This is a genomic window from Sphaerochaeta pleomorpha str. Grapes (genome assembly GCF_000236685.1).
GTDB lineage: Bacteria > Spirochaetota > Spirochaetia > Sphaerochaetales > Sphaerochaetaceae > Sphaerochaeta > Sphaerochaeta pleomorpha.
This window is the reverse complement of record NC_016633.1, coordinates 1820067-1845441: the sequence shown is the minus strand read 5'-3', so window position 1 is coordinate 1845441 and position 25375 is coordinate 1820067. Positions and strand designations below refer to the sequence as shown.

Genomic DNA, 25375 nt, shown 5'->3' with positions numbered 1-25375 from the left:
TTTCTATAAAGGAGCTTACGGTGAGCGATATCTGTTTGTTTGAAGATGATTTTTCTCTTTTTCCCTTGGGCCCATTTCCTTTTGATTCGGAGCATTCTGCCATGGGAGAATACCATTATTACCCAGAGTCTGGCTTTACGGGGAAATGGTATGATCCTATTACCAATTTCGATTACAAAGGACCTACCTGGTTGGTAAGCCAACCCTTTTTGAATGGCACGAGGATCATGGAACAAATGCGTATCGAAAAACCGAAAGCCAAGGGGGCCATCCCTACGTTGGTTGCCGGCGATGGGGATTGGTCTGACTATACGCTGGTTGCCAAGCTGCGGGCGTTGTCCTCTGAGCAGATCTGCGGGGTTTTGTTCCGTTATCAGACAAGTATGATGCATTATGGCCTGTTCCTGGTTTCAGGAGGGCTTGAACTCCACCGGGTTGCAAAGCTGGAGCGCACGGTTCTCTGCCGGGTGGATGTACTCTGGTCCTGTGATACCTTCCAAGAATTGACAGTGCAGGTTGAAGGGCCTCTGATCACCGCATCGCTGGATGGAAAGCCGTTATTGCACTATTCAGATGGGCAATACCAGACGGGGTGCATTGCGCTTTGCGCCTGCATGCCCACCCAGTACGCCTCGGTTGCTGTTACCGCAACGGCTGCAGTCGTCTCAAGACTGCAGGAAAAACGGGCCAAAGAGGCAAGCGAATTGGCTTTGCTCAAGCTCAGCCACGCTCAGCCACGTCTGTGGAACGTCATTGACCTCAAGGATTTCGGTGCAGGGCGCCAGATTCGATTCGGGCATCTTACCGGGACCGATGAACTGTTTTTTGTCATGTGCCAGCACCAACGAAGGGTTTACAAAGACCGTTACCCGTTTATCAGCTGCATGACGGCGGTGAGCCTCGTAACGGGAGATGTGCTTTGGCAGATAGGGGAAAGCAGGGACAGTGAGGATGTAATCCAGATTACCACTGATTTGCCGTTCCAGATCTATGATATTGACAATGATGGGGTAGACGAAGTCATTGCCTCCTGGGATTTCCAGCTGTTCATCCTTGATGGAAGAACAGGGGAGATTAAGAAATCCATTCCCACTCCCGAGAATGTTGAGCCGGTGGAGTCCTTGTGCGGGGTCGAGTTCGGGCATCATGCATTCAAGCGCCTCAACATTGATGCTATCAGGATAGTGAATGTGTCAGGGAAGGAGAGGCCTTCGGATATCCTGATCAAGGATAGGTATTCGCGATTGTGGGTATTCAACGACAAGCTTGAACTTTTGTGGAAATTTTCCCATAACAACACGGGGCATTTCCCCTATGCGTATGATTTCGATGGTGATGGCTGCGACGAGCTGTTCAGTTGCTACAATATGATAGACAGCAAGGGGAACCTTGTCTGGGAGTTGCCTGTTGAGATCGACCATACCGATGAGATTGTCATTGGCAAGATTGATCCTGATAAGGAAGAGATGCTTGCCATTGTGTCAGGGTGGGAAGGGTTCATGCTGGTGGACAAACAGGGCAGTATTCTGTTCAGGGATATCAACGGCCATGGCCAGCGTATCAGTGTGGGTACGTACTGCCCAGATAGAGCAGGGCTGCAGATATGCACTACCACTTTCTGGGGAAGCCAGGGCATTCTGTATCTGTATGATTGCAAGGGTCATGAATTGTGGCACAAAGAGATGCGTTGCAATGGGAATATCATAGCTCCAGTCAACTGGGATGGAAATGGGGTTGACTTACTGCTCTTGAATGGAAACACCATGAATGGGGGAATGCTCGAGGGCTCTGGCAATGTGGTGGTGCGGTTCCCTGACGATGGGCACCCCGATCTTTGCGCAGAGGTGGTGGATTGTACCGGTGACAGGCGTGACGAGATTGTCCTTTGGGATCGAAAACGCATGTACATCTATACCCAGGACCAAGACATCTCACCACAGGGGATGGAATATGCCCCGCATAAGTATCCTTTGTACAATTCTTCAAACTACCGCGGGGAATATTGTTTTCCCCACTGGGAGAAGGCAAGGGAACAAAAATGACCTGAAGGTGAGCCGATGCCAGCCATACAGGCATTGGCTTGTCTCGGTTCTTTTAAAGGCAAACTCTCAGGATGAAAAGAATGAGCCCGAAGAAAAGGGGCTGTTTCAAAAGTCAGATTTTGAAATGGCCTCTTTTCATATCCATGCACCATTGAGACAATACTTGGTACCCGTTTCGGATTATATGGGGCAACAACCACCCGTCGAGCAACTCTTTGCACGCGAAACGTTGCCCTACCAGCCGTAGGCTTTTCCCTCGAGGGACCGCTATTCCGGACTCCGTTGTCTTTACCCTGCCTTTCCTTGCTCGGGCGGTATCTCGTACCAGAATGGGTTGCCCTCGATCCTGTGGCCGAGATGGACTGCGTTTAGGGCGATCCTCATCAGGACCCATTCACTGGAAGCTCCTCGTTTTCCCGGAACTGAGGAACTTCCTGAACGACCAGTTTGCCTTGATCTGGGCGAACGACCCCTCTGCCTGGAGGCTTCTGTCCACGGTGGAGTCAAGGAAACCCATAATCGATTCGGGATGCCCCTTGCCCCAAGTATTGGCAAGTATGATTGCATCGAACTACTCTTCATTGATTGCAAATATATCCATCAATTCCTGATGGCCAAGCTATAAGAACCTGTAAGCTGTGAGCATTGATGTCTGTCATGCCTGTTTTGTAGGGCAATCAAATATTGTTATAAAAGATATGCAAAAAACTTACAGATGCATTTCTTCCTGTTCTGCGCTGGAAAGAAGTCCCATGAGGGATTTATTATAATTACTGGCCCGTCAGATTGTCTTGTTTTCAAAAAGCTTGACTTGGTAGAAGCAAAAACTGGGAGAAATCCACAGCGGATGGACGGCTGCCCTCTCCTCCAGCTTTATCAGACCAACTAGGTAGATTCTACGGCCTGTTTTCCCGTCCTGGAGAAAATTGAAGTTCAAACCTGTTGACGAAGCGGGTAATTAATCCTAAACTCATTTAAGCGCTTAACAAATGATTTAAAGGATAATATGCCAAAGGTAACAATAGAAACTGTTGCGAAAAAAGTAGGAGTATCCGCTGCAACGGTATCCTATGCCCTTTCCGGGAAAAGGAAAATAAGCCGTGAGGTTACCGACAGAATTCTGAAGGCAGTGGATGAACTTGATTATCGACCAAGTATCACGGCCAGGAATCTTGCCAGTAGTAAAACTTGGACGGTAGGGCTCTATGCTTCCCCGACACAAAATATTCGGGAAGATTACTTTTTTAATAATATCCTTGCAGGAATTATCGATATCCTCCATGAAAAGAAATATCAGATTCATCTGTATGCTGACTACCTCAATGAAGATAACAAGGACCATCCTGATTTGAACATGACCCAGCCAATAGATGGGGCCTTGATTATGAATCCCCGTATCAACGATGTGTATATTCAGCATATCATGCAACGAAATATTCCTTTTGTTGTCATTGGTACTCCCGATGAACGGGAGAATTCCTTTTATGTGGATGCAGATATAACGGCAGGTTATTATGCAGCGGCTAACTACCTTATAAGAAAAGGGCATAGAAAAATCATATTGATGAATGGTTCTGCCGAATATACACAGAGCAAACAAAGAAAGGCAGGGTATGCGCTGGCATATCAGGACAATGGCTTGAGTTTCAACAACGAATGGATATTGAACGTTCAGATGTTGGAAGAGGAAGGCTATCAGGTATTCAAGCGAGCCATTGAAGAAATCCCTGACTTTTCGGCAGTTATCACCTTTAACGATACCATTGCCGTCGGTGTGTTAAGGGCCCTTAAGGAAAAGAACCTGCCCGTCCCTGGAAAAATCGCGGTGATCAGTGCTGGAAATACCATGATTACCCGGATTCATGCCCCCTCCATAACAAGTCTTGATATGAGTCCCTATGATATGGGAGCCAAGGCTGCGGAACTGTTGGTTGATGTTATTGAAAAAAGACGAATTCAGCCATCACACACGATTATCCAAACTCATCTGGTGGAAAGGGAAAGCACCTGAGAAAGGTACCGTGCCTTTGGGTTTTTTCTTTGATGGACTAAGGTCTGTCTGCCCGGTAGTATTACGATTTCAGCCTCTCGGCCCAAGTGAAGTATCTTCCCCCGCAGTGCTTTCCCAGTGTAAGATTCCTACGTCCCATGGTGTCTCCGTGTGTTTTTTGATTTGTGGTTAAACCAAAGATAGCACGATTCCCATGGGCTTCTATTTTTTCTGCATCTCGTCCTTTTTTTAGTGGACAGTTAATACTACTGCTCGCGAACCCTAAATTGAACAATTGTTTTGCTTGACAGGATTAGAAATCTGGTATTATAGTTATTTAAGCGCTTAAACTAATAATTAAAGAAAATGTGTTTATCGCTTATATTTCCGGGTAGTTTCCCTGGGAAATCCTCTTTGAGGGAAGCCTGAAGGATTTTTCCGCATCGGCCCGTTGATTTGGAAAAGAAGGGGAGACCCTAGCACTTTTTTGAGTGTTCTGTTCATTGACAGAAAGGAAAACCTAGGAGAGTGGTTATAGGCTGAAGAATTGAAATATGATACACACATTGCACTGGTTGGTTTGGTGATAAGGTTGCGTCTTCCGAGGAGCTGAAAAGAACAAAAGCCAAGGATTGGACTGGGACAAACGATCTCGTAGAAAAGTATATGGGGCCTACTATTTCAAGATATTATTGTATTGTAGTCAACCTTCTGGTTGACTTCTAATAGGAGGATTGTATGAAAATTCGATTGAGAGTTGTGTTTGTAGTTCTTCTATTGTCCTTGACCATGATGGTTTGGGCCAATGGAAGCAATGAAACTGGAATAACCAAGGACAAGGGAAGTGCGGTTATCACGATTTGGGACTTCAAATATGGGGATGTGCAGAACGTACAGCCTGCCATGATAAAAATCGATGATCTTATCATGCAGCAGAATCCCAATATCAAGATCAACCATGTTGGTCAGTCCAACGACAATTATTACCAGCTGGTAAGGGCTGCCGTACAGGCAGGGGAAGGCCCTGATATCATCATGTTCCATGGGGGTGTCCAAGCATACGAGTTTGACGACTATACAATAGGCTTGGACAAGTATATCGAGCCCTGGAGATCTGAAATCTCAGAGTTCAGCTGGGGATATTGCTCCGCTGGCGGGGATAAGACCAAGCCGGTTCATCTGGTACCACTGACAACCCAGGGTTTTGGCATTTATTATAACAAAGCTTTGTTCAAAAAAGCCGGACTTGACCCTGAGAAGGCACCGACTGACATCGTTTCCTTCATGAATGCTTGTGAAAAACTTAAGAAAGCAGGAATTGTTCCCATAACTGCAGGCTTGCAAGGCAGTCCCTATTCCGTTGACTTCCTGTTCAGGTGTCTGATCGCCAATATCTATGGACCTGATGTACAGGATCTTGGTACGGGCAAACAGAATTTCAAGGGAAATGCAGCGTTCAAGAGAGCTACGGAGATAATGCAAGAGTTGTTTGCAAAAGGATATGTTGATCCAGCTGGCACCTCCACTCCTTACTTTATGGATGCCGCGAATAATTTCGCAGCTGCCAAGGGTGCGATGTTTATCGGTTTGCTTTCTGATGTATGTCACTGGAAGGTGTTCTGCGATGCCTTGGGAAATGATAATGTCGGTTACTTCCCTACCATTAACTTCCCGGAAGCAAAATACAAGGACCAGCAAGTTGGTCAACCAGCCGGTATTGGGTACAGTGTCATGAAATGGTCGAAGCACCCGGATGAAGCAGCGAAGGTTATCGAGGGCTATGCCCGCGGTGAAGGAAATGCTATTTGGATGGGAATGACTGGTGCTTTGTCCCCGAACAAGAATGTCGATATCAAGAGCCTGGGGTATCCTTTGGTTGGTAAGATTCTTGAAAAACCATTTGTCCTGGACTTCAATACCCTTTTGCTGAATGAAGATGCAAACGGGAATTTCGATCGATATTGCGCACAGGCTTTCGTGTCAAATGAAATCAGCTTGGATAAGTTCATTGATTCTGCCCAAGGTATGCTGGATAACAAACAGAACGCCAAATAAATCAATTGAACCAATGGTTGTCTGAAAATGTTATAATTTTTAGACAACCAGTATTATTTCCAGGGGGGAATCGATTGAAAAAACAAACGGTGAAAATAAAAAAAGAAACATTCGATTCATACATTTTAATAGCGCCATTGCTTCTGCTTCTGGCTGTTTTTATTCTGTATCCGGTAATTGCCAACGTATACCTCAGTTTTTTTAAATGGAAGGGCATGGGGCATGCAACCTTTATCGGTCTCGCTAATTATCGAGCCATGCTGAAGGATGAAACCTTCTGGATTTCCATAAAAAATACCCTGGTCTTGCTTCTCTATATTCCACTGGGTGTCATCGTGCCGGTAATGGTATCGGCCTTTCTCCGTGAAGGTCTCAAGGGATGGCCAGTTTTCAGGGCAATTATTTATTTGCCCAATATTCTGGGGTATGTAATCATCGGAATGATTTCCAGCATCATATTCAGGAAAATTGGTCCCTTGAACGCAGGCTTGACTAGCTTGGGGCTTGGCTCTTTTGCACTCGATTGGTTGAGTAAACCAAAGTTGGCACTCAATTCCCTCGGGTTGGTGTACGGGGTCTGGATACGGCTGGGCTTTGGTTGCATTTTTTTCCTTGCAGCAATGAGCAGTATCGACGATTCGCTGTATGATGCGGCGAAAATTGATGGTGCACTCTGGTGGCGGACTTTCTGGAATGTCACGATTCCTTCCATTCGCTTTTCAATAGAATTCTGGATAGTCCTCTCATTCATCGAGATATTGGCACGGGCTTTCCCGTTTATATATACCTTCACGCGAGGGGGTCCTGGGTTTGCCACCTTTACCTTGGAATACGGTATCTATAATGCTGGGTTTGTCGCATTCAATATGGGGTATGCAAGCACGTGGGCAAGTGTCTTGTTTGTTTTTTGCGCTATCATTGCACTCTTCCAGGTTAAGTTGATGAGGAAAAACGCTGATGTTCAATAGTTATAGAAAAACGGTGAACGGAATCATGTATCTTGTCTTGACGGTGTTTGCCCTGATAGCATTATATCCTATGTTTTTTGTGCTGATTACAAGCCTGAAATCTTCTACTGAATATGTCAACAATAAATTATTCTTTCCTAAAGAAATCACCTTCGAGAACTATTATTATGTCTGGGTGAAGGGCCACATGCTCAAGTATTTTATCAATAGCTGCATCTTGATACCTTGTGGGCTTGTTTTCTATCTTTTTGTGTGCATCTCGGCAGGGTTTGCCTTCGGGCGATTGAGATTTCCTTTTCGATTCTCAATTTTCCTGGCTGTTTTGTTTTTGATGATTTTCCCGCAGATGTTGCTATCGATACAAATTTTCCAGATTTGCCGTACTTTGCACCTGGTCAACAATTATTTTGGGTTGATTCTTGTATGGGTCGCTTATTTTGGTCCCTTCGGTACGTATATCATGACGACCTACTACTCGACAGTCCCGATGGAAATCGTAGAATCGGCAAGGCTTGACGGTACTACTATCTGGCAAATGTTGTTTCATATCATGGTGCCCATAGCAAAGCCGATGATTGTCATCATTGTAATCATTGGGTTCCAGTCTATGTGGAACGAATTGCCTTTCTCTCTGCTTTTACTCCAGGGTGAGAGTCTCAGGACGATTACCCAAGGGATTGGCATGATGCAGGGCCAATATGGTTTGGATGACACGATACTTACCGCTGCGATTATTTCTGCATCCCTTGTTCCCTTGGTGTTGTTCATGTTTTTCCAAAGGCAGATAACGATGGGATCCTATAGCGGTGCAGTGAAGGGCTAACGCTATATGTATACAATTTTTCCAGAAAGGTCATAAGAATTTATGAAACAAAAAAATCGGTTTATTTTTGATATGCTCGACCAGGATTCAGCGGATGCCCAGAAAGATTCTATCTTTAGGGCCGGAAAACCCCAGGCAGTCCGAGAGGAAGCAGGATCGGCGGTGGTGAGTGTTCCCTTTTATAAACAGGAAATGAAGAATATGTTCCTGTATCCTGAACAACCGGCGAAAGTCGAAGTATCGGATATGGTTGTGCGTTGTTACGGGGACTCCATCCTTCGCCTTACGACATCTTTTGGAGGAACTATTCCCCACGATGAGGATAATCCTATGTTTTTATGGGATAAGACTCTGTCGCAAGGAACCCTATGCCCGGAAAAAATCGATGGTATCTGGGAACTCAAAGATGGGAACGGGAAGGTAAAAATGCAGATACGTACAAAGGATGTGCCCCGGCAAATCTGGAGTACCCTGCAGCCAGAACCTCCCGAGACTTTTGATGCGGTTGTTTTTCCGGATGATACAGCTGCAGTTTCCTTTATGGCCTATGATGATTTCTTTCCGTCACAATCAGAATCCTATAGCTTGGGGTATGTAAAACGGGATGATAAGGTCGATCGGTGCCTGTATTCCCTCCATGCGGAACAGAATGAAAAATTTGTTGGTACAGGTGAGCGTTTTAGTGGCATGAATCTGGCGGGTAAAACCTTTGTGTTGGAAAATACCGATGGCCTGGGGGTAAATAGCCGTCGTTCATACAAGAATGTCCCCTTTTATATCTCCAGCAAGGGCTATGGTCTTTTGATCATGACTTCGGCCCATGTCCGCCTTTCCCTATCTGATATTTCCACCCGTGCTGCGCAGGCTTTGGTGGAGGACGATGTACTGGATTTGTTTTTCATAGGTGGGGGGACTGCCGAACGGATTCTTTGGAATTACCGGAGACTTACAGGGTTCCCCTCAGATGTTCCGTTCTGGTCCTATGGAACCTGGATGAGTCGCATGAGTTATTTTTCTGCCGAAGAAACACGGCTTGTCGTAAAAAAGATGCAAGAAGGGAAGTTTCCCTGTGATGTAATCCATATTGACACTGGCTGGTTTAAAAAGGATTGGAAATGTGAGTGGGAATTCAACATGGAAACCTTTCCCGATCCGAGATCCTATCTCAAGGAAATGGAGGACCAGGGTATTAAGATCAGTCTCTGGCAACTGCCCTGCATCGCCAAGGATACCGTATATTATGACATTGCCAATAAGAATCGCTATATCGCACCCAAAAGCGAGCATGTTGCCTTGGGTTCCAACTTCAGCGCAGTGGAATTTGATGGGAATATTGATTTTTCCAATCCAGAGGCGGTTCTCTGGTATAAGGGGTTATTGAAGAACCTTCTTGAAATGGGTGTTGCCGTGATAAAGACGGATTTTGGTGAAGTGATCGAGGATAATGCCGATTATTTTGGAATGCCTTACCGAAAGCTGCAAAATCTCTATGCGCTTTTATATCAGAAGGCGGCATATGAAATCAGCAGACAGGTGAAAGGGCCAAACCAGTGTCTTATCTGGGCCCGTGCAGGCTGGATTGGTTGCCAGCGGTATCCTGTCCACTGGGGCGGTGACAGTGCCTGTTCCTGGGACGGCATGGCGGGGTCTCTTCGCGGAGGGTTGCATCTGGGACTCTCTGGCTTCGCTTTTTGGAGTCATGATGTACCAGGGTTCCAGGGGATTCCGAGTTTTATGAACAGCAGGCCCTCTGATGAACTCTATATCCGATGGACACAGATGGGTGTGTTTTCCTCCCATCTTCGGTACCATGGGACAACTCCCAGGGAACCGTATGAATATCCGGCGGTAGCAGATATCGCCCGTAAATGGCTGAACCTTCGGTATGCCTTGATTCCTTATCTTGCAGAGCAAGGTAACAAGGCTATTAAAACAGGATACCCTATGGTGCGGGCTTTGCTCTTCGATCATTTTGATGATGCGATGTGTTGGTCAATTGACGATGAGTTTTACTGTGGCGATTCTTTTCTTGTCGCCCCGGTCATGAACGCTACGGGTATTCGTGATGTGTATCTCCCCTCGGGCAACTGGATAGATTTCTTCAGCGGGGAGACAGTTAAGGGAGGGCATTGGCTGAAAAATGTCGTCAGCCCCCTGGAATTGTGTCCTGTCTATGTCAAAAAGGATTCCGTGATTTCTGTTTATCCTCAAATTGTCCAGTCTACGAAGGAGATGGATCTTTCGAAAGTCCAAGAAATTCGATTCGATACTACCTATAAAGGGCTCAGGTTTTCGATTTTAGGAAAGTCGATTCCTTTGGGAAGTTGACGTTGAGACGTACCGTTAGTGGAGCTTGAGGAGAAGCCCGCTATCCAGGTGTTGGAGTCTATGGGCAATGAAGGAACGGACGCCAAAGTCTTGTCTTGGAGATGATCCTTTCTCGTTATAGAAAAACAACCCCTGCTAGGCCATATAGTGCCTGCCAGGGGTTGTTGTCTCAATATTTCTCGTAATGTACCCTTGTCTTGTCATACCGGTCTACGAACTTGTTTTCGCTTCCTTTTGCCGGGTAGCCGATGGCTATGAGGGCAAAGGGTTTGAGATTGGCAGGGAGCTCGAAACAATTGGTTATATAGCCCATTTTCTCTTCGTTGGGGGCCACTCCGAGCCATACGGCTCCCAAACCTAATGCAACAGCTTCCAACAGGATGTTCTCAGTAGCTGCACTCAGGTCTTGCTGCCAGTTCTCGGCAAATTTTAATCTATCATCGTTGTTTAAAGGAATGATAACCAGGGAAGCCTTTGCTGCAAGTCTTGAATAGGGACTCATCAGTGAGAGGATGTCCAGGCTTTCTTTGTCCTGGATGACCAAAAACTCCCAGCTTTGCTGGTTTCCTGACGAGGGTGCCTGCATCCCGGCTCTTAGCAGTTTCTCGATTTTATCGCTTTCTATTTCTTGGTCTGTATAGGTTCTTATACTTCTTCTTGTATTGATTGCTTCCATGTTCTACCTCGTATTGCCTAAAGATACACCTAACTCAGGGGTTAGGCACTAGGCCTTCCCTTATTTTCAAAGGGGAAGGGCGAAATCAGATCCTGTAAACTGACAAGGTGTATGGTCTGGTCTTGTTTCGATTTGTCCAAAAGTGTCTTGGAGAATCCCTGTTTAGCATAGAGCCAATATTCGTGGGCATTGTTTGGTTCTGCGAGATAGGAACGGGCAATCAAGGTGTCAAGGATTGCCAGGTCTATGGGCTCCCTGGTCCATTTGCATTCTCCAAAATGGGTTGTTCCGTTTAGTTCTACTGCCATGATGTCGATTTCTTTTTCTTGTCTATTCACTGGATTTGGCCCCCACCATTTTCCTGCCTTGACAAATGGGTATGGTTGTGTGAACAGATGGTTTGCACATACATTTTCAAAGGCATAGCCCAAGTACTGATTGTAATGCTTTTCGAAGTAAGCGTAGGGACCTGTGGTTGCACCTCTGTCCAAGAGGCCTATAAAGGGCGAGACAAAACGGAAATAGAAAGCAAACAGCGAATCTGTTATCATCCAGTGACCACGTCGGGTTGTATTCCCGATAGGGTTTTCTTTTCGTACTAATTCCAATGTCTCCAGATTGGCCAAGGCTGCCGAAACTACAGCTGGGCTTTTATGGGTTTTATCTGCAATTTTGTTGCTTTGGTTAACCCCATTTGCTACTTGTTCCATGATTTCTCTATAGGTACCCACATCTTTTACCTCCATCTGCAGCAGTTGGATGGCTTCGGTTGATAAAATACCTTGTGGTTGCAAAAACAATGCCTTAATCTGTTCTTTGATGGGTTCGCCCGATGAAAAGGCAAGTAGATACTGTGCTATTCCACCGCAAACTGCATAGACTTGCAAAAGTTCTTCCAACGAAAGATGGGGAAGCAATTCTCTGCTCTGATAGAGCGTGAAGGGCTGGATGTATAATTTTGCTGTCTTTCTTCCATACAGTGGGCTTTGATAGTCTTCAATTTGCTGTTTCATAAAGCTGAGGGACGATCCACACAATACGATAGTCAGGTTTTTATTGTCTTTGTGGAAATCAATATAACGTTGGAGATCACCCATGCAGGACTCCAGGGTTTTTGCCATGATCGGGAATTCATCCAGGACCACTACAATGCGTTGGTTCTTTGATAAGGTGTCGATGATATCCAAGGCATCTTGAAAGGTTTCAAGCTGAAGCTTTCCGACTTCAATTTCGCTGCTGATATCCCTGGCAAGGTCTTGGAGTATGCGGTGGGGATTCGTACTGGTTGAGACGTGGAAAATGGCTTTCTTGTTTTCGCAGAATTGCACGAGCAAAGTTGTTTTTCCAACTCGTCGTCTTCCATAGACCATGATCAATTCCAATCTATCGGATTGGTAGGCGGCATCCAGGATTTCGAGTTCGTTTGTTCTCTTTATAAGCATGTTTTCCTCTTGATAGTGGTATGTTTGTTAAAATTAAATTTGTCAAATTCAAATTTAACAAATAAGTAATTACTATCTATACAGCAAGGAGTGCTTTAAGCGGTTTCCGGCAAGGCTGGGCCTGTGAGAAATGAAAGGAACTACAGATACAGGCGAAAGAAACAGGGGTGGGCTGCAGTGAAATATTCTATACCTTTGCAGATGTGCTTGATAGCCAATAGCTGTGGAATTGTCCTGTTTTTATGAACTGAGGTTCTGTGGATATGGTATCATGAACGATGAGCGGGAAAAAATTCACCTTACATCTTCATCAAGTGTTACTCTTTCGCTCCATTGCACATTCGAAACAAAGGTATTGCCATGAAGAAATTGAAACGTCCCCGCACGCTTCCGTTCAAACAAATGATAAGAGAGCGGAACTCTGCCATGATCGTCCATTACCTGTTACGGGCCCTTGTCCTCTTGATCTTGGTCGCCCAGGTTTTCAACCGAAACTATGAGAATGTGTTTCTCTGCGTCCTGACGCTGGTTTTGTTTACCATTCCCAGTATGATCGAGACCAATACCCGTATCGATATTCCCGACACTTTGGAAAATATCATACTTTTTTTTATCTTCGCAGCCGAGATACTAGGGGAGATGCGCTCCTACTATGTGGCCTTTCCTTTCTGGGATACCATGCTCCATACCACAAACGGGTTTCTGGCAGCGGCAATCGGATTTTCCCTGGTAGACATCCTCAACAGGAACGAGACGTTCACTTTCAAGCTGTCCCCGTTGTTCGTGGTCATCGTGGCCTTCTGTTTTTCCATGACCATTGGGGTTGTCTGGGAGTTCTTCGAGTGTTTCATGGATTTAGTCTTTGGGACGGATATGCAAAAAGACACCCTGCTGCATACTATTCGTTCGGTTGCCCTTGACCCTACCCACACCCAGCAAGTAGTTGCCTTGGGGCCTATCGTCTCTGTGACCGTGAATGGAAAGGACCTGGCTCTGGGTGGTTATCTGGATATAGGCCTGTATGACACGATGAAGGACTTGTTCGTTAACTTCCTAGGGGCTTTGGTGTTTTCCATTGTAGGGTATTTCTTTGCCAAGAAGAGAAACCCCCATGCGTTTGTAACACGGTTCATTCCGACGTTGGCAGTGGAGGAAGGGGAAGGCAAAGACACTGATGATGTTGCAAGAACAGAATACCCAAACAAGTCTCAAGGGAATATCGATATAGGCCAAATCAGGGAATCGAAATAGGCCTTGTCCTTCTCTGCCAAAACCCAGGCTACTGTAACTATGGTTGATAATCGACCGTAGCTTGTCATCTGATGGCGGGTTATAAGGTTTCTCTTCTATGATTCCCATTGCCTTTTTGGTCAAATTGGAAAAACCCAAGAGATAGGTATGCTTTTCTTTTGTTATGAGATGTTTCCCATAAAGCTCCATAGCCTTGCCAATGAGATTGCCCAGTGCTATAGGGTTTTTGTTTCTCTTGGCGAGAAGAGCCTGTTTCCAAGCGAACAGGTAGCTCAAACAGGCCTTCTGCAAAGAATCCTAGACAAAATCCTTTCGATAGGGGGTGAAAATGTCGAGGACAGCTCCTTTCTCCAGACACCGGGCCCCATGGGGCTCATTCTCTTCGAAAAGCAGGGAGTCACCTTTTTTTACAATGATTGGGATCCCGTTCTTGGTAAATTCGAAAACACCTTCCAGGACATACGTTGCCTGTTGGTGCTCATGCTGGTGGACCGCACCTGTAGCCCCCTTTTCGAAATGGACTTCAACAGGCATAAGGCGTTCGCTGTAAGCCAATAGTTTTCTTGAAACCCCATTCCCTACATCCTGGAGGGGCACCTTCTCATTGAATTGCACGGTTTCCATTGTTTGCTCCTTCTTGCTCTCTCGTATCTGACGTTGTCCCCTCCCTTCGAAAGAGGCCTCTGCCTGTTTCGTGGTCAAAGGACAACCCCAAGGGTACCTTCTACCCATTACTTGTAAACCGAATGGGAAAGGACGTCACTCCTTTTTTTGCCTCTTTTGGGATTATCATCGAAAAAGCCCCTTCTTTTTCCTCGAAGGAAACAGTTTGGACGATTTTGTGGCCTTACAGGCAGGAACAGGGGACATGGACAAAAAAGAGGCAATAGAGAGCGGAATGGTTGCATTTGAAGGGTTGTCAGGTCTTTCTCCTAAGCGGCATTGCATAGTAGTCGGTACACACCTTTGCTCGGGAAGGTGGTTGGTTTTCTTCGTCGATGACCACGGTATTAAGGGTGCCGTTATGCTTGTAATAGCCATAAGGGAGACTGGCCCCATAGCCTGTGGTACCCCGATCTTCACTCAATTTCCCCCCCTTTTGTAATTCCATCTTAACGATGTAAACCTAGTCTACCAGCATCCAAAAAGCCGTAAATGCAATGATTAACGCAATCATGTTCGATTTTTACCACTTTGGGGTTGGCAGTTTTTATACAGGTGTACTGCAGTGGCTTGCTGAAGCAGTAGGCGATAGGGTTTCCAAGGCATATGCCAATTGAGAGGAGAGGTCCCTTGGAAAGCATTTTCATGGTAGAATGTCTGAAACATATATTCTATCATGGATATACGAGTGTAATTACTTTGATGGTAAAGAGTGCGGAACAATGAAAGAGACCAACGCAAGGTAGCGTATAGCAGTTCTTTTCTGAAAACGGTTTCTGCATTCGCAAATTATCGTGATGGTAAAATCTATTTTGGCATACAGGATGATGGTGTTGTGGTTGGGCTGGATTTCGTAGACCAAGTAAAGCTGCAAATAGAGAATGCAATATGAGAAGGCGATGCAACTTTTTGATCTATACTATAAGAGATATGAACAAGTAACAGGTTTCTTTAGGGAAAAAAGAATTCAAATACCAAGGGAAGTCTTCCGGGAGGTGCTTGCCAACGGTTTGGTTCATCGAGACTAATCAAATGCCTCTGCCATACGAATTGCAATGTATCCCGCTAAAATTAGTTACCTCACCTGGGGGATTACCTAGGGGCATAAGCAAGGAAGAATATCTTTCAGGTAGGGTCTTTGTACCCAGAAATACCCTACTAGCTGAGGTCTTTCCTCGGCTGGCAATAATTGAGCGTTTTGCAACCGGCATAAAAAGAATTCAAGAGGCCTATACACCTTTTCCAGAAAAACCAAACTTTGAAGTTCTGGAAAACTCAATTACCGTGACATTGCCCAAGGTAACGTATGAATTTGGAGCAAAAAGAGTATATCACCTTGAAGGTACTTCAAATGCGGAGCAGTTGATACGTGAAGCATTTGAGCAGGAGAAAAGACTCTCAAGGGCTTCTATTGAGGAAATTAGTGGCCTGTCTAAATCGGGAACCCAAAAAATTCTTAATGCACTGACACAAAAAGGTTTGATTTCAAAACAAGGGAAAGGACCAGCAACTTTCTATGCGATAGCGGATGCAGAATAGGTTGCTTGCATGGGGGTAAGGGGATTGCCTGTTGAAACTCTTCCTGCAACTGGTATTTTTTCTTGGTAACGCAAGATTGCAGGAAAAAGGTTTTCAGTCCTTCTGCAATTCTTCTACGAGGAATCCTCCATTGGTTCCGATAGTACCCTTTAGTTCTTGTATCGAAGTTGCATATTTTTTAGCATTCACAAGTGCCGTAGAAATACGATCCTTGTATCGTTGATTGAATTGTAATCGAATCTTGCTATAGCTTCCACCCAATTTGTCTTTCAAATATAGCTCCGTCTGGGTACGATCTCCGCTTTTCTTGTTTTCAAGTAGTATCGTTTGGTCATATTCTGTCAGGTCGCTGTAATGCATAAGAAGCCAAAGCTCAAAACAGGGATTTGCTATACACAATAAAATCCTTTCATCTGTGCAGTTTTTAGCCAATTCATCATACTGGGGCTCGATGAAACTGTGCAGATCCCTGTCTGCGATGATGCAAAGGTGGTCGATGTCTTGGAAATAATTCTCGCAATTCTTTAAGGCTTGCTTTGCCTCACTGAAAATATGAAGTGGATGACTTGCTGTGTTTGGCTCATGAAGGATAGGAATCATTTCGATGAGAGGTGAAATGCCCAAGTCGTCCCGGTTTTCCAGAATTGCCTTGAAATACTTGTACTCGGTCCTTTCCCCTTCGCAGGCAATGAAAAATCTTCTCTTCGGCTCCCGTGTCTGGTTGTCTTCTTCGTATCAAGTGCCAAATTTTTGTCCCACACGCATACCTTATTCCCCTTCTTCTGTAGTTTCAATAATCTCCTGTGGCATAAAGAATGTATCAAACAATGGTGCTCCACCATACCGTCCATCAAGATAGGCTTTCTCGATTTTTTTGTCGAAGCGTTCCTTGAACTGGTCGAAGGGGAAAAGAACACTTGCCCCGTTTTTGTTTTTTTCAACAAAATAGATTTCATCTTGTCTGAGTATCTCCAAATCAAGGAGATGGCTTTCATGGGTAGTGATGATAAGCTGGATATCCTTGTGCTTTGCAATAGCGAGAAAATTCTTCACAAAGTGAACAGTCAATTTGGGGTGTAGACTCCTATCTATTTCATCAATGACAAAGACAGAATTGTTTTTAGAGGTAACCAAAACCGAAAGCAGGTCAAGAAGTCGTTGTGTCCCTTGTGACTCTTCATTGAGCGAGAAGCTTTGGGTGTCTAAATTATTATGGGAAAAAGTTATTTCCTTGAAATCAGCAATGCCTTCCTTGATGGTCACCAGGATTAATCGACCCCCAAGGTTCATCCTGTATCCGCAGGAATGTCTTTCCTTGCAATCGTTTTGGATATCTTTCCCAATCTGTTCCCTAACTGCAGTGGGGGTACCCTCCAAAGCTTCCTCTTGGGTAATGGTTTTAGCGTTGACTTTGGTTATTCCCGTCGAAAACGATTTGATAGCCTTTTCTATGCCTTCAGGATTTTCGGTAGCCAAACAGTCATACATAGTAATGGGGGTGTCGGGAAAGGAAATATTCAGTTTTTGGAACCAGCGGAAGGTTTCTTTTAGAATGCTGAGCTTTGGGTTTTGCTCATGCAGCTCTTCCTTATCTGTTACGATATAGTTCAGAAATGTCTTGTTTTTTACGGTTTTCACATCGCTGATATATATCTCAAAGCGTTGCCTCGAGGATTCTTCGATGAGAGACAGGTCGTAGGAGTACATGCCAGTTGAGGTATTGCGGGTAAAGATTTCTTTTTCTTTTACCGGCCCCAATTCGATGAGCCATTCTTCGGTGATTTCCCGTTTATCCAATACAAGTTCGAAGCCATACGCATAGCTTTTGCTGCCAATGCAGATTTCAAATTCAAAGTAGGATGGTCTACTTTTGTTCATATCGTCCAAGCGAAAATACACATTGGGGGTTTTTATGGTTTTGGTCCCATGGTGCACGATGCCTTGGGCAAACGCCATGGCTTTGATCAAGTTGGACTTTCCCGCTGCATTTGCCCCATAGACGGCCCCGAATTTGAGTAGCTTTATGTCATCTGCCAGGAAAAGACGGTCTTTGTTTTTCTGTACGTTACCTGCAATCATGGCAAGTGTCTGGTTTTTATTAAATGAAAGGAAATTGCCTACAGTAAATCTTTCCAGCATGGTTGTTCCTCCTAGGGGGGATCTTGGTATGCACAGCATAGCAGTGGTTTGACTCTACATGCAAAAGAAGTATGTGAGAAATTCACAAGATGTATGTGAAATATTCCCATTTTGAGTATTGCTTGGAAAGTAAAGGCAAAGAGCCTCGTTACGGTGGGAGAAGGGAAACGTATGGTTTGCTTTGGTGGGGGAAAGGTGTTGGTAGTCTGTGGGCCTCCTTCCTTCGACAGGGAAATAGCTTCCAATGAGATTTCGGTATTTGGCCAGAGGGAAGGAGTTCCTCGGGGGGTAACCAGCGAAAAGGAGGCTGTGACCATTCCCAATGTCCATATGGGAGCTTGGACTGATAACCGCCACTGGGTTGCAAGCCAGAGGTCAAAAAATCGGGGATGGGATTGCTTTCATTGCGATAGTAGCTGGAAGGCTTGCATATGCCAGTATCGTGGTGGAGGAATGTACCCCAATGTGGTGCTTAGTCTTCCCTCCTTGGGCAATTTTCCTTGCCCCTGCATAGGGTAAAGGGAAATGCTGGATTCCTCTTGAAAAGTGTCTCGGTCTGTTCCTAATAGTATTCCTTAAAAAAGTTTACGGCTTGCAGCAAACAACGAAATTCAGTTTCCCTATCTCTTGACATGGCGATTCTTATAGGCTTAGAGTTATATAGCTGATGGTGACAATTAACCTGCTTATTATAGGGATTCCCCGAAGAATATGCCTTATCCGGTCTCTTTCCCTTCCCGTGCTGACGAACCTTCAGGCTCCTTTTACATCTCTTATAGGCAAAAGGAAGGAGGGTGGTATGTCTTTATCCAGGGGAAGCTAGGTTTTTGTTTGGTTCGGCCTCTCATATTTTTTGAATCAAAACAAATTCAAGAGCGTATAGAGCCCTGGGTACCCAGGGGATAGATGTTTGTGTAAAAATGTTAGGAGAATAATATGACTAAAAAAAAAATAACGTTTGTGTTGCTTTCCTGTCTTATTATGTTAGGTCTGGTTGTTTCCTGTGACCCCCAGGCTCTGAATGTAAATCAGAAGGGAACCCTCGAGATTTCCTTCAACCGGTTCAATTCCCGTGGCTTTTATGGTCCGGAAATCGATATGACAGTCGATCACTATGTAATCTCCGGCAGTGGTCCTGTTACTGCCACCTTTGGCCCTGTTACTACAGATGGAGTTAGTTCAGAGACCATCAATGATTTGATCGCTGGGGCCTGGACCATAACGGCAACTGCCTATAATGCTGACGACATTGCCATTGGAGACGGTAGTATGCAGGTTACGATAGTCGCAGCCCATACCACAGAAACCACCATACTCGTCGAAGAATATGACGGCAGTGGAACGCTCTCCTTTACAGTTGTCTGGCCATCGACTTCGAACCTGGCTGACCCGCACGTAACCTTGACTCTTACACGCAATGGAAGCAGCAGTTCCTCCATGTTGGTTACCACAGTCGATGCGAGTACCTATACGGCAACATGCTCAGATAATCTTCCTGTCGGGTCCTATAGTCTTGCTGTCAATCTAACCGATGGAGCTGTCTCCTATAATGGTCCAGTGCATACCATCCGTATTGTAAAAGATGTAACTACGGAAGGGACCTATACGTTTACCTCTTTGTCAGCCACTCCTACAGAAGGAAACCTGAGGGCAGCTATCACTAATGGAATCGAAGACCCTTTTGCAGTTACTCTCTCAAGGAAAGCCGAGCAGGTTGCAGAGGGTAGATACACTAGATTTACGGCAGCCGTACCCGATTCGGTTGACTGTGAGTTTGCTTGGTATGTCGACGGTGTGAAACTTTCTAATACAGGAAAGGTAGCCTTTATAGGTGGTAACCTTGCCATTGGCTATCACTATATTGATGTGCTGGCCTCTACCCAAGGATTGCTTACCTCAGCATCCAGCACCCTAAGCGTGGTCGATGCAGGTGAAGACGAATACATGACCTTCTTGCTGAAAGGTACCGATACACCGGAGCAAAAACCATATTATATCTGTTTTGAAGCGGGACCTACCGGTGATTGGTCTGCTTTGGGAATATCTGGCGTATTGGATGGTTCTGTGTATGCAAGCAAAATGAATGCTCCCTCAGTAGCAAACCAAGGAACCGCCTTTTTGGCTTTTGATGAGTCCATGGATACAACTACTTGGAATCCCGAAATAGGTGACCCGATGCTTATGCTCTTTATACCGCAGTCTGCTGAGGGAGAATTCCCTGCTGCAGATTTTCCAGAGGATTTCGGTACCGTTCCTCCGAACATGTTGTTTCAATTCATTGATGCTTCCGACCCTGCAAATCCGAAACAGCTGAACTATCTGACCAATGACTCTAGCAATGCTTCGATTGCTGTTACCCTCGATTCCTATGGTGAGGTCGGGGAGAGGCTTATTGGTTCGTTTGTTGTTGATTCTGCAGAACTTGTCTCACCATCAATGAGCAGGGGCAACTATAGCCTGGAATGTTCCTTCAATGTGAAACGATCCTCTAACATCGAATTCTACACTCTTTCCTATGATGCCAACGGAGCAGAAGGAATCGTTCCTGAAACCTATGAGTCTCCTGCCGCTGTTGAATACCAAGTAGGTGACGATAGCTCCTTGGTGTATGCAGGCTATACTTTTGTCGAATGGAACACCGCGAGTGATGGAACTGGAGATGCCTACGAGAGTGGGGCTCCGTTCACTATCCCTGATCATGACGTAACCTTGTATGCTATCTGGGAAGAATCTATTCCTCGGTAAGATTCAAATAGGTCTGCACAATTATATGTGATGGCCTGCCTATCCCAAAAGGAGGCTGTTTCAAGAGTCATGATGAAAGTCTGACACTTGGACAGCCTCTTTTTTATGCAAGAAGCGAAAAGGGCGGCGTTTCAAAGCTTGCCAAGGCTGCCCCTCAGCAACGCTGGAAAAAGGGAAACCCTATGCCCTCTTTGCGGTAACGGCTAACTACCGTCCTGCAGAAAAGGCGGTTTGTTACGATTATTCAGAAAGAATTGAATACTGAATTTTGGATCAGAAGAGATGGCGGTTGTAGGACTCGGCAATCCTAGGCAGATAGCTTTCATAGTCAACGAACAGCTGGGAAGCCATCATCCCAAGACCTGCTACATTGAGCGTTATTCCCCCGACACCTACCCAGAGTGCCCAATCGGGAATAACAACAGGATCGACACTGTCTTCCATGACAAAGAAAGGTACCAAGGTGAGGATGAGTCCTGCAGCTTCACTGAGCAATCCACCGGTCACCAGTTGATTCTGTCGAATCATACGAGCCTTGAGTTCTGCAATGAGGGCTTTGGTTTCATCGTCAAGCTTTGGCTTCTCTGCTTCCAGGGTTTGGAAAAACTCAAAGACCTGGCTTTCCATTCCCCATTGGGTTTCCATGGAATATCGTTCCCCTCTCCAGGTAAATCGGGAAGGAATGTAATAGCCGTTTGCCCTTGTCCCCTTGGTGTAGGTGATCTGCTCCCAGGCAGGCGAAAAGGTTTGGGTAATCAGGGAGTTGATGGCAAGTCCTGTCCGAATTGCCAGGACCTCACTACTTCGATATTCTTTGACCACTTTGTCAGGTAGTTGGACTGTGAGTGTTGTTTTTGCATCGTAGGAGAGCACCTCAGCAGTGAATATGGTTCCATTCGATAATACGATCACATCCTGTGCTGCCAGAGCAGAGAGCGATATGAGAAACATGAGGAGAAACAGTCCCGGTTTTTTCATGGCTTTTCCTTTTCTGACCAGCAGTATACCTGTGTTTTAGAAAGGTTTGAAATGTTTTTTTATTCCAATGATGATCTGTCTTTACAGGTTGCTTTTCCCAAGGCCTTCGAATAGCTGTCTGATATCTGCCTGCAACTCTTCTTTTTCAGGCCTGCAACATCGCTTTTCTTCCCTGCCTAGTCAGCTTCCTTTTTATTGGACTGACCCTTGTTCTTGGGGTTTTTAATTCCAGTACTGGGAGACCAGAATAGAATAAATATATGTAACTATCGGTATGTAAATAAAATAATAACAACTTTCAGGATTGGCTTACCAAGATATCACTACTACAGTGAGTGTCGCGAGGATGCTCAATACATTGTATTTGCAAGCAATATATTGAAAAGATTTTGGAAAAGGCGAAACACTTTTTCAAGCTTGCTTCATTTCACCTATCCTCTTCTTCCTGCTCCGACATCCTCTTAGCCATATTTTGTAATTCTCCACGATTATATCGTTGGAGTAGCTTCTTATGTCTATAAATCTGATGGAGGGATGAACCCATGTCTCAGAAGAAGAATATTCTGCTCGTTGTTGTTTTGTGTGTCCTGGCTTTGTTTATCGGGTGCGAACCTGCAAACCCACAAATACCAAGCGAAGAAACGCCAAATATTGAAACGCCTGATGAAGAGAGCCCAAAGCAAGGGATACTTACAGTTACCTTGGAAAAAGAAGAAGAGATACCCTCTTCGCTGGAAGCGGAGATTGTATCCTATACACTTTCTGGGATAGGCCCGGAGGGAAAGGGTTTTTCTGGTATAACCAGCCAATATGAAGCGGTAACGCTTGACCTTTGCTGCGGAACCTGGACAATTACGGCGATTGGGCTAAATAGTGACAATCAACCGGTAGGGGAAGGTGTTGCTACTGTCTCCATTCAGCCTGACACCATGCATTCTACAACCATTACGGTAGAGGGGTTTGTAGAGGAGGGGTTGTTTGCCCTCCATGTTTCTTGGCCCCCTGCTGCTTTGACCGACCCACAGGTTTCCCTGAGTCTTTGCAAAGAGGGCAGCGATACAGAGCAAGACCTTGCAGCAACGATCGATACGGTCCAAGGCAAGACTGAGTTCCAAAAAACCCTTCCTGTGGGGGATTACACCTTGCTCATCACCTTGTCTGACGGATCTCCAAATGAGAACAACCCCCTAGTGGTGAAGAGGAGACAAGCATTCAGCGTTGAGTCAAACACAACTACTGAAGGAGCTTGTAAAGCTTCTTGGGAAGAAGGGTATCTGCAAGGAACGCTTTCGTTTCCCGCTCAGACTTCTGCTTCCTTTGCGGCAAGCCTGTTTTCAAGAACAAAAAAGGTCAGTGAAGGCATGGATGTTCAGTTCATTGTCACTACTGACCCAGAATTCGAGGTAACCTACACCTGGTATGTTGATGGAGAGGTTGTCGATGAGACTGGAAAGGACCTCATATATGGGTCTTCCCTTTCACGAGGGTACCATACCGTCGATGTGATAGTCTCCTCATCCGAGGCGAAGGTATCACAATCATCTTCTTTGCTGGTAACAGAGGATGTGCATGGTTATATGTACTTCCGGCTGACCTCCCTTGATACGCCTACCGACCGTTATGTGCTTACGTATGAGTGTGGGGCGATTGGATCTCTATTCTTTCTTGGGCAACCTGAATTGGAGGGAAAAGGAATTCCCTTTGTCTGTAAAATAGTGTCAACTTCAGGAAATATCAGTGGTTTACTGTTTATGGCTACTGATGTTCCAGCCTTGGCTCAAGAGGGAGATTTAGCCGATTATATAGCGAATACTTCGCTGTTCATCCCACAGGATTGCGTGGGGGACTTTGAACAGGTAACACAGCCAGGGGAGGACCAGATTTATAGGAGTGCGATGTTGTCTTTGGATTTTATGGGTTCTTCACCGACAGAACACCTTTCCGCTTTTACAACGTTTCCCTTACATGTTTCTGTAACTTCCTGCGGGAATGTTGGAGAGAAGATCCGAGGGAGCCTCGTAGCAGACTCTGTGGAAATATGGATGGACAAGGAGGGGGCAGAGGAAGGCACTACGTCCCTTGGGAATTATAAGGTTGAGGGATTTTTTTCTGTGGAGCGGATCACTACGATCTACTTCTATATCCTTTCTTATGATAGCAATGGCGCTGATTCTGGAACCTGTAATGAACCAGAAGACCTTTTTGCAGGGATGAAAACCTTAGCTCAGGGATATGACAGTAATGATCCTTTGGTCAAAGCAGGCTTTACCTTTGGTGGCTGGAATACAAAGGCAGATGGATCAGGAGTTACCTATCAAGAGAATGATCCCTTTACAATGCCCAATGAAGACACCACGCTGTATGCTGTGTGGAATTGAGGGTGGTAAGAGATACTACTGATAAGAAAGGAGTTTCGTTTTTTCATTCCTTTCGTTTTTCTTTTTTTTCTCTTCTCTTTTCTTTGCTTTCAGTCTGTTTCCCTTTTCTCCCTTGCTTCCTGGATAGGAGACAAGGGAGGAGATCTGAACCATATGTATCAGGTACAGTCATGCTCTGCTGTTGGCCTGAAACATTACATGCTGATGTGGGGGGAAGGAACGTAAGCAAAGAAATGGGGAAAGTGAGGGGTTTTACAAAAAGGGTAGATGATCTGTTTTGCTTGTCTGTGAGGTGAGCCTGGGGAAAAAGAAAGCCGTCTGGCAGAAGACCAGGCGGCTCTTGGTAAATTTATGGGTTTCTCAGGTTTCCCTTGTTTTCCCAATTCTGTTCTTTATTCTGCTTCCCTGATCGCCCTGATGTTCTTGTTGATGTTTGGCTGGATGAAATGGCGATAGCAGAATTTCTTTGTAAGTTTTGCTGCCTGCTGATATTCGAGAAAGAACTCATCAGGACTGTTGAAAATACCGAAGTCCTGTTCAATTGCTCGTTTCTGTACGTAGGTGTGCGACTCTTCCCAGTTGATCGGGGGGTTCTTGAAATTGAGCACGGCAAGGCCGTAGGCGTAGAAGCTACCCATGTAATTCTGAAACTTAGACTGGAGTTTCAAAATGTAGGGACGGTCGACGATATGGCCTTCCAGCTGAATCCAGGTTCGTCTGAATTTGATTTCTACCCAGCCATGATACAGTTGTTTGGGTGCCATCGAATATCCACTGCCTTTGAGAATTCCCCGCAAAATGATTTTATCTACAGTGAATGCATGGTACCTACAGGGGATATCCATTGCCCTGAAGAGAGCCATTAGGAGAATTGTCTTTGTAATGCACTGGCCATATCCTTCAGAAAGGATGGCTGAAGCTTTCATTGGTAGGCTCGTGTTGTAACCGAAGGGTATCTCGTCTCGGACAAAGGTATAGATAGCACCAATGATTGCTGTTTTCGTAGGGATCTTCTTCCAACCCTTTTCTTTTATGAGTTCCTGGATTGATTCTGTATTGAAATCCAAAAGCTCTGTAGCGGAGAGGTATTCAGATTGTGTGTTTGTTTCTTCTTGGTTGCTTTCCATGCGTCTTTCCTATTGGCTCCTTGCATATTCCTTGCTTAAGGTTTTTGTAACATAGTAATGAGTCAAGCATTCTCTATACATCGTTGTCAAATAGTAAATATCTGTCATCGGCAGTATAACCGATTATGTTGATAAAAGATACAAAACGCAGGGAAATTTTTTAACCTATGTCATACCATTTGCTACAATCTTCCTGTTTCCGCTAAATGGGTGTAACATAAGGCACCAAGT

The 25375-nt window shown here is 45.2% G+C and carries 22 protein-coding genes; 13 read left to right on the top strand and 9 right to left on the bottom strand.

Features of this window, described 5'->3' with window-relative positions:
- Positions 1-20 precede the first annotated feature (20 nt).
- The 7 genes from SPIGRAPES_RS08410 (at position 21) to SPIGRAPES_RS08380 (ending at position 10206) form a co-directional block, all read left to right on the top strand.
- Entirely contained in the window at positions 21-2042 is a 2022-nt protein-coding gene (locus SPIGRAPES_RS08410) for a hypothetical protein (RefSeq protein ID WP_014270334.1), read from the top strand.
- A gap of 334 nt (positions 2043-2376) precedes the next feature.
- Positions 2377-2667, top strand: a complete 291-nt coding sequence (locus tag SPIGRAPES_RS17025) for a hypothetical protein (protein WP_155816692.1) — start codon at positions 2377-2379, stop codon at positions 2665-2667.
- A gap of 381 nt (positions 2668-3048) precedes the next feature.
- On the top strand, positions 3049-4053 hold the full coding sequence (locus SPIGRAPES_RS08400) for a LacI family DNA-binding transcriptional regulator (protein ID WP_014270333.1): 1005 nt from the start codon (positions 3049-3051) through the stop codon (positions 4051-4053).
- Between the two features lie 717 nt (positions 4054-4770).
- Complete coding sequence (locus SPIGRAPES_RS08395; RefSeq protein ID WP_014270332.1) at positions 4771-6087, top strand: ABC transporter substrate-binding protein; 1317 nt, start codon at positions 4771-4773, stop codon at positions 6085-6087.
- A gap of 74 nt (positions 6088-6161) precedes the next feature.
- Positions 6162-7055: a carbohydrate ABC transporter permease gene (locus SPIGRAPES_RS08390; protein ID WP_014270331.1), complete on the top strand. Its 894-nt coding sequence runs from the start codon at positions 6162-6164 to the stop codon at positions 7053-7055.
- Entirely contained in the window at positions 7045-7878 is an 834-nt protein-coding gene (locus tag SPIGRAPES_RS08385; protein ID WP_014270330.1) for a carbohydrate ABC transporter permease, read from the top strand. Before SPIGRAPES_RS08390 ends, SPIGRAPES_RS08385 begins: the two co-directional genes overlap by 11 nt.
- Positions 7879-7920: 42 nt before the next feature.
- A complete protein-coding gene (locus tag SPIGRAPES_RS08380) occupies positions 7921-10206 on the top strand; it encodes a glycoside hydrolase family 31 protein (RefSeq protein ID WP_014270329.1) in 2286 nt (761 codons plus the stop codon).
- Positions 10207-10375: 169 nt separating this feature from the next.
- On the opposite strand, the gene SPIGRAPES_RS08375 is transcribed toward SPIGRAPES_RS08380, so the two are convergent.
- Both SPIGRAPES_RS08375 and SPIGRAPES_RS08370 read right to left on the bottom strand, forming a co-directional pair.
- Positions 10376-10882, bottom strand: a complete 507-nt coding sequence (locus SPIGRAPES_RS08375; RefSeq protein WP_014270328.1) for a nitroreductase family protein — start codon at positions 10880-10882, stop codon at positions 10376-10378.
- A gap of 41 nt (positions 10883-10923) precedes the next feature.
- Positions 10924-12324 (bottom strand): ATP-binding protein, encoded by a 1401-nt coding sequence (locus tag SPIGRAPES_RS08370; RefSeq protein WP_014270327.1) that lies wholly within the window; start codon positions 12322-12324, stop codon positions 10924-10926.
- A gap of 360 nt (positions 12325-12684) precedes the next feature.
- Here SPIGRAPES_RS08370 and SPIGRAPES_RS08365 point away from each other — a divergent pair, with 360 nt between their 5' ends.
- Positions 12685-13575, top strand: coding sequence for a DUF2238 domain-containing protein (locus SPIGRAPES_RS08365; RefSeq protein WP_014270326.1), 891 nt, complete (start codon positions 12685-12687; stop codon positions 13573-13575).
- Positions 13576-13872: 297 nt separating this feature from the next.
- Here SPIGRAPES_RS08365 and SPIGRAPES_RS08360 read toward each other — a convergent pair whose 3' ends face one another.
- Positions 13873-14199: a cupin domain-containing protein gene (locus SPIGRAPES_RS08360; protein WP_014270325.1), complete on the bottom strand. Its 327-nt coding sequence runs from the start codon at positions 14197-14199 to the stop codon at positions 13873-13875.
- A gap of 295 nt (positions 14200-14494) precedes the next feature.
- Entirely contained in the window at positions 14495-14662 is a 168-nt protein-coding gene (locus SPIGRAPES_RS17020; protein WP_155816691.1) for a hypothetical protein, read from the bottom strand.
- Between the two features lie 288 nt (positions 14663-14950).
- On the opposite strand from SPIGRAPES_RS17020, the gene SPIGRAPES_RS17580 reads away from it, so the two are divergent.
- Together SPIGRAPES_RS17580 and SPIGRAPES_RS08345 are read left to right on the top strand one after the other, a co-directional pair.
- On the top strand, positions 14951-15130 hold the full coding sequence (locus tag SPIGRAPES_RS17580; RefSeq protein WP_041384543.1) for an AlbA family DNA-binding domain-containing protein: 180 nt from the start codon (positions 14951-14953) through the stop codon (positions 15128-15130).
- 107 nt (positions 15131-15237) lie between these two features.
- Complete coding sequence (locus SPIGRAPES_RS08345) at positions 15238-15777, top strand: ATP-binding protein (protein ID WP_172635082.1); 540 nt, start codon at positions 15238-15240, stop codon at positions 15775-15777.
- A 93-nt stretch (positions 15778-15870) separates the two neighbouring features.
- Here SPIGRAPES_RS08345 and SPIGRAPES_RS08340 read toward each other — a convergent pair whose 3' ends face one another.
- Positions 15871-16467 carry an RloB family protein gene (locus tag SPIGRAPES_RS08340; protein ID WP_081468771.1) on the bottom strand — a complete coding sequence of 199 codons (597 nt, stop codon included), beginning with the start codon at positions 16465-16467 and terminating at the stop codon, positions 15871-15873.
- A gap of 78 nt (positions 16468-16545) precedes the next feature.
- A complete protein-coding gene (locus SPIGRAPES_RS08335) occupies positions 16546-17916 on the bottom strand; it encodes an AAA family ATPase (protein WP_014270322.1) in 1371 nt (456 codons plus the stop codon).
- 111 nt (positions 17917-18027) lie between these two features.
- Between SPIGRAPES_RS08335 and SPIGRAPES_RS08330 the strand changes: the two genes are divergently transcribed.
- Complete coding sequence (locus SPIGRAPES_RS08330; protein WP_155816690.1) at positions 18028-18435, top strand: hypothetical protein; 408 nt, start codon at positions 18028-18030, stop codon at positions 18433-18435.
- A 417-nt stretch (positions 18436-18852) separates the two neighbouring features.
- Entirely contained in the window at positions 18853-20661 is a 1809-nt protein-coding gene (locus tag SPIGRAPES_RS08325; protein ID WP_014270320.1) for an InlB B-repeat-containing protein, read from the top strand.
- Positions 20662-20934: 273 nt separating this feature from the next.
- Here the strand turns inward: SPIGRAPES_RS08325 and SPIGRAPES_RS08320 are convergent, their stop codons facing one another.
- Positions 20935-21639: a hypothetical protein gene (locus SPIGRAPES_RS08320; RefSeq protein ID WP_014270319.1), complete on the bottom strand. Its 705-nt coding sequence runs from the start codon at positions 21637-21639 to the stop codon at positions 20935-20937.
- Positions 21640-22181: 542 nt separating this feature from the next.
- On the opposite strand from SPIGRAPES_RS08320, the gene SPIGRAPES_RS08315 reads away from it, so the two are divergent.
- Positions 22182-24017, top strand: a complete 1836-nt coding sequence (locus SPIGRAPES_RS08315) for an InlB B-repeat-containing protein (protein ID WP_014270318.1) — start codon at positions 22182-22184, stop codon at positions 24015-24017.
- A 15-nt stretch (positions 24018-24032) separates the two neighbouring features.
- Here the strand turns inward: SPIGRAPES_RS08315 and SPIGRAPES_RS17015 are convergent, their stop codons facing one another.
- Both SPIGRAPES_RS17015 and SPIGRAPES_RS08310 read right to left on the bottom strand, forming a co-directional pair.
- Entirely contained in the window at positions 24033-24170 is a 138-nt protein-coding gene (locus tag SPIGRAPES_RS17015; RefSeq protein WP_155816689.1) for a hypothetical protein, read from the bottom strand.
- A gap of 239 nt (positions 24171-24409) precedes the next feature.
- The gene (locus SPIGRAPES_RS08310) at positions 24410-25144 is read right to left on the bottom strand and encodes a transglutaminase-like domain-containing protein (RefSeq protein ID WP_014270317.1); all 735 of its coding nucleotides are present in this window, start codon (positions 25142-25144) and stop codon (positions 24410-24412) included.
- Between the last annotated feature and the right edge of the window lie 231 nt (positions 25145-25375).